Origin of the sequence: Microterricola pindariensis (genome assembly GCF_002936985.1) — a bacterium.
In the GTDB taxonomy this organism is placed as follows: domain Bacteria; phylum Actinomycetota; class Actinomycetes; order Actinomycetales; family Microbacteriaceae; genus Microterricola; species Microterricola pindariensis.
In genome coordinates this window covers 1-5,469 of record NZ_MPZN01000111.1, presented here as the reverse complement: position 1 = coordinate 5,469, position 5,469 = coordinate 1, and the positions used below count along the sequence as shown (strand labels likewise).

The following is a 5,469-nucleotide window of genomic DNA, read 5'->3' as shown; positions in this document are numbered from 1 at the left end:
TCTGGTAAGTTAGACAAGTTGCCTCGGAGCGACACCCGCGAGAAAGCGGGAGAATCCGGGTGCATCCGATCCTTGAGAACTCAACAGCGTGCACAATGTCAAATGCCAAAAACCCCAGATCACTTCGGTGATCGGGATTCCTTTGGAAAACATTTAAACAACAAAGCAAGTCAGTAATGATTTGTTCTGTCAGTTTCAAACTTGCTGAGATGTCCGCCTTTTTCCGGTGGCTTCGAAGCGCAAAATGTGACGCCAGCTTGCTGGTTAGTCGTATAAACATTTACGGAGAGTTTGATCCTGGCTCAGGACGAACGCTGGCGGCGTGCTTAACACATGCAAGTCGAACGATGAAGCCGGGTGCTTGCACCTGGTGGATTAGTGGCGAACGGGTGAGTAACACGTGAGTAACCTGCCCTTGACTCTGGGATAAGCGTTGGAAACGACGTCTAATACCGGATACGACCCTCGGAGGCATCTCCTGGGGGTGGAAAGAATTTCGGTCAAGGATGGACTCGCGGCCTATCAGCTAGTTGGTGAGGTAATGGCTCACCAAGGCGACGACGGGTAGCCGGCCTGAGAGGGTGACCGGCCACACTGGGACTGAGACACGGCCCAGACTCCTACGGGAGGCAGCAGTGGGGAATATTGCACAATGGGCGCAAGCCTGATGCAGCAACGCCGCGTGAGGGATGACGGCCTTCGGGTTGTAAACCTCTTTTAGTAGGGAAGAAGCGAAAGTGACGGTACCTGCAGAAAAAGCACCGGCTAACTACGTGCCAGCAGCCGCGGTAATACGTAGGGTGCAAGCGTTGTCCGGAATTATTGGGCGTAAAGAGCTCGTAGGCGGTTTGTCGCGTCTGCTGTGAAATCTGGGGGCTCAACCCCCAGCCTGCAGTGGGTACGGGCAGACTAGAGTGCGGTAGGGGAGATTGGAATTCCTGGTGTAGCGGTGGAATGCGCAGATATCAGGAGGAACACCGATGGCGAAGGCAGATCTCTGGGCCGTAACTGACGCTGAGGAGCGAAAGCATGGGGAGCGAACAGGATTAGATACCCTGGTAGTCCATGCCGTAAACGTTGGGAACTAGATGTGGGGGCCATTCCACGGTCTCCGTGTCGCAGCTAACGCATTAAGTTCCCCGCCTGGGGAGTACGGCCGCAAGGCTAAAACTCAAAGGAATTGACGGGGGCCCGCACAAGCGGCGGAGCATGCGGATTAATTCGATGCAACGCGAAGAACCTTACCAAGACTTGACATATACGAGAACGGGCCAGAAATGGTCAACTCTTTGGACACTCGTAAACAGGTGGTGCATGGTTGTCGTCAGCTCGTGTCGTGAGATGTTGGGTTAAGTCCCGCAACGAGCGCAACCCTCGTCCTATGTTGCCAGCACGTAATGGTGGGAACTCATGGGATACTGCCGGGGTCAACTCGGAGGAAGGTGGGGATGACGTCAAATCATCATGCCCCTTATGTCTTGGGCTTCACGCATGCTACAATGGCCGGTACAAAGGGCTGCGATACCGCAAGGTGGAGCGAATCCCAAAAAGCCGGTCTCAGTTCGGATTGAGGTCTGCAACTCGACCTCATGAAGTCGGAGTCGCTAGTAATCGCAGATCAGCAACGCTGCGGTGAATACGTTCCCGGGCCTTGTACACACCGCCCGTCAAGTCATGAAAGTCGGTAACACCCGAAGCCGGTGGCCCAACCCCTTGTGGGAGGGAGCTGTCGAAGGTGGGATCGGTGATTAGGACTAAGTCGTAACAAGGTAGCCGTACCGGAAGGTGCGGCTGGATCACCTCCTTTCTAAGGAGCACGTGCAGTCCGCCTCTGTATACAGGGCGATCAGACACTGCCAGCCATTACGGGAACACATGTTTCCCGGTGGCGCTCATGGGTGGAACATTGACATTGCAACAACATCAGATTCCCTGGTTCCAGTACGCCGCTTCGGTGGAAGGAACGAGTCGGGGGGTGGAGGGTTGTTGGAGCACGCTGTTGGGTCCTGAAGGACCGGGTCACGTTTGGACGTGGACGACCTTCTGGACTTCGGTCAGGTAGGGCATAGGCGTAAAGCCGGCGCTGCCTGGGGGAGTACCGCCCGTACTTTGAGAACTACACAGTGGACGCGAGCATCTTAGATTGACACTTCGGTGTCAATCACAAAGATTTTTAGGACAACGGGCTTTGCCTGTTGTTCGACTAATCATTGGTCAATTTTTCTGAACGAAAGATCGATTCAAACTCATGTGATTTCAAGATTCTAAGAGCAAACGGTGAATGCCTTGGCATGTAGAGCCGAAGAAGGACGTAGTAATCTGCGATAAGCCTCGGGGAGTTGATAAACGAACCCTGATCCGAGGATTTCCGAATGGGGAAACCCCGCCGGGCCCTTTGGGTGACCCGGTGACTCCCGCCTGAATATATAGGGCGGGTAGAGGGAACGTGGGGAAGTGAAACATCTCAGTACCCACAGGAAGAGAAAACAACAGTGATTCCGTTAGTAGTGGCGAGCGAACCCGGAAGAGGCTAAACCGATCATGTGTGATAGCCGGCAGGCGTTGCATGGTCGGGGTTGCGGGACTTTTCTGCTGATTCTGCCGAACAGTGAGCGTTACAAAGGGATATAGACGAATGCGTTTGAAAGCGCAGCCATAGACGGTGCCAGCCCGGTAGTCGAAATGTTCCAATGGCGCGAAGAGTATCCCAAGTAGCACGGGGCCCGAGAAATCCCGTGTGAATCTGTCAGGACCACCTGATAAGCCTAAATACTCCTACATGACCGATAGTGAACAAGTACCGTGAGGGAAAGGTGAAAAGTACCCCGGGAGGGGAGTGAAATAGTACCTGAAACCGTTTGCTTACAAACCGTTGGAGCCAGTCTGATTCTGGTGACAGCGTGCCTTTTGAAGAATGAGCCTGCGAGTTAGTGATCAGTGGCGAGCTTAACCCGTGAGGGGAATGCGTAGCGAAAGCGAGTCTTAATAGGGCGAATGAGTCGCTGGTCCTAGACCCGAAGCGAAGTGATCTATCCATGGCCAGGTTGAAGCGCGTGTAAGAGCGCGTGGAGGACCGAACCCACTTAGGTTGAAAACTGAGGGGATGAGCTGTGGATAGGGGTGAAAGGCCAATCAAACTTCGTGATAGCTGGTTCTCTCCGAAATGCATTTAGGTGCAGCGTTGCGTGTTTCTTGCCGGAGGTAGAGCTACTGGATAGCCGATGGGCCCTACAAGGTTACTGACGTTAGCCAAACTCCGAATGCCGGTAAGTGAGAGCGCAGCAGTGAGACAGTGGGGGATAAGCTTCATTGTCGAGAGGGAAACAACCCAGACCACCAACTAAGGTCCCAAAGCGCGTGCTAAGTGGGAAAGGATGTGGAGTTGCACAGACAACCAGGAGGTTGGCTTAGAAGCAGCCACCCTTGAAAGAGTGCGTAATAGCTCACTGGTCAAGTGATTCCGCGCCGACAATGTAACGGGGCTCAAGCACGCCACCGAAGTTGTGGCATTGATATTTTTGGTAGGCCTTCGTGGTCCAGCCGTATTGATGGGTAGGAGAGCGTCGTGTGGCCAGTGAAGCGGCGGTGTAAACCAGCCGTGGAGGCCACACGAGTGAGAATGCAGGCATGAGTAGCGAAAGACGGGTGAGAAACCCGTCCTCCGGAAGACCAAGGTTTCCAGGGTCAAGCTAATCTTCCCTGGGTAAGTCGGGACCTAAGGCGAGGCCGACAGGCGTAGTCGATGGACAACGGGTAGATATTCCCGTACCGCAGAAGAACCGCCCAAGCTAATCCAGTGATGCTAAGTGTCTGAATCCCCGTGACGGATCCCTTCGGGGTGATGCGTGTGGGCCTAGCACACGACCCTATGCTGGTGCGGTTAGCGTATTAACAGGTGTGACGCAGGAAGGTAGCCGAGCCGGGCGATGGTTGACCCGGTCTAAGAATGTAGGCCGAGAGATAGGCAAATCCGTCTCTCATATAAGGCTGAGACTCGATGGGTAGACGTAAGTCGAAATCGGTGATCCTATGCTGCCAAGAAAAGCATCGACGCGAGGTTCAATGTGCCCGTACCCCAAACCGACTCAGGTGGTCAGGTAGAGAATACTAAGGAGATCGAGAGAATCGTGGTTAAGGAACTCGGCAAAATGCCCCCGTAACTTCGGGAGAAGGGGGGCCTGATGGGTGAAGGGATTTACTCCTGGAGCTTTTGAAGGCCGCAGAGACCAGTGGGAAGCGACTGTTTACTAAAAACACAGGTCCGTGCTAAGTCGCAAGACGATGTATACGGACTGACGCCTGCCCGGTGCTGGAAGGTTAAGAGGAACGGTTAGCCGCAAGGCGAAGCTGAGAATTTAAGCCCCAGTAAACGGCGGTGGTAACTATAACCATCCTAAGGTAGCGAAATTCCTTGTCGGGTAAGTTCCGACCTGCACGAATGGCGTAACGACTTCCCAGCTGTCTCAACCGCGAACTCGGCGAAATTGCACTACGAGTAAAGATGCTCGTTACGCGCAGCAGGACGGAAAGACCCCGTGACCTTTACTACAGCTTGGTATTGGTGTTCGGTGTGACTTGTGTAGGATAGGTGGGAGACTGTGAAGCTCGGACGCTAGTTCGGGTGGAGTCATTGTTGAAATACCACTCTGGTCATATTGGACATCTAACTTCGAACCGTGATCCGGTTCAGGGACAGTGCCTGGTGGGTAGTTTAACTGGGGCGGTTGCCTCCTAAAATGTAACGGAGGCGCCCAAAGGTTCCCTCAACCTGGTTGGCAATCAGGTGTCGAGTGTAAGTGCACAAGGGAGCTTGACTGTGAGACTGACAAGTCGAGCAGGGACGAAAGTCGGGACTAGTGATCCGGCAGTGGCTTGTGGAAGCGCTGTCGCTCAACGGATAAAAGGTACCTCGGGGATAACAGGCTGATCTTGCCCAAGAGTCCATATCGACGGCATGGTTTGGCACCTCGATGTCGGCTCGTCGCATCCTGGGGCTGGAGTAGGTCCCAAGGGTTGGGCTGTTCGCCCATTAAAGCGGTACGCGAGCTGGGTTTAGAACGTCGTGAGACAGTTCGGTCCCTATCCGCTGCGCGCGCAGGAAATTTGAGAGGATCTGACCCTAGTACGAGAGGACCGGGTTGGACGAACCTCTGGTGTGTCAGTTGTTCCGCCAGGAGCACCGCTGATTAGCTACGTTCGGAATGGATAACCGCTGAAAGCATCTAAGCGGGAAGCCGGCCTCGAGATGAGATTTCCATCCCTTTTGGGGAGAGGCTCCCAGTAGACGACTGGGTTGATAGGCTGGATGTGGAAGCGAGGACTAAAGACTCGTGGAGCTGACCAGTACTAATAAGCCGATATCTTGAAAAACACTACACACACACCGTTGTAAGGCTGGTGTGTGCGGCACGGTGAGAGTCCGTGAGAAGCTTGCGTCCACTATGTGGTTCTCGATGTACGGTCGAGAAC

General features: G+C 54.0%; 2 rRNA genes. Both read left to right on the top strand.

Going from position 1 to position 5,469, the window contains the following annotated elements:
* The first annotated feature begins 279 nt into the window (after positions 1 to 279).
* Positions 280 to 1,807: ribosomal RNA gene (locus tag GY24_RS17010) — 16S ribosomal RNA — on the top strand.
* 447 nt (positions 1,808 to 2,254) lie between these two features.
* Positions 2,255 to 5,370 (top strand): 23S ribosomal RNA (locus GY24_RS17005).
* The 16S and 23S rRNA genes sit together here, the layout of an rRNA operon.
* The last annotated feature ends 99 nt before the right edge of the window (positions 5,371 to 5,469 follow it).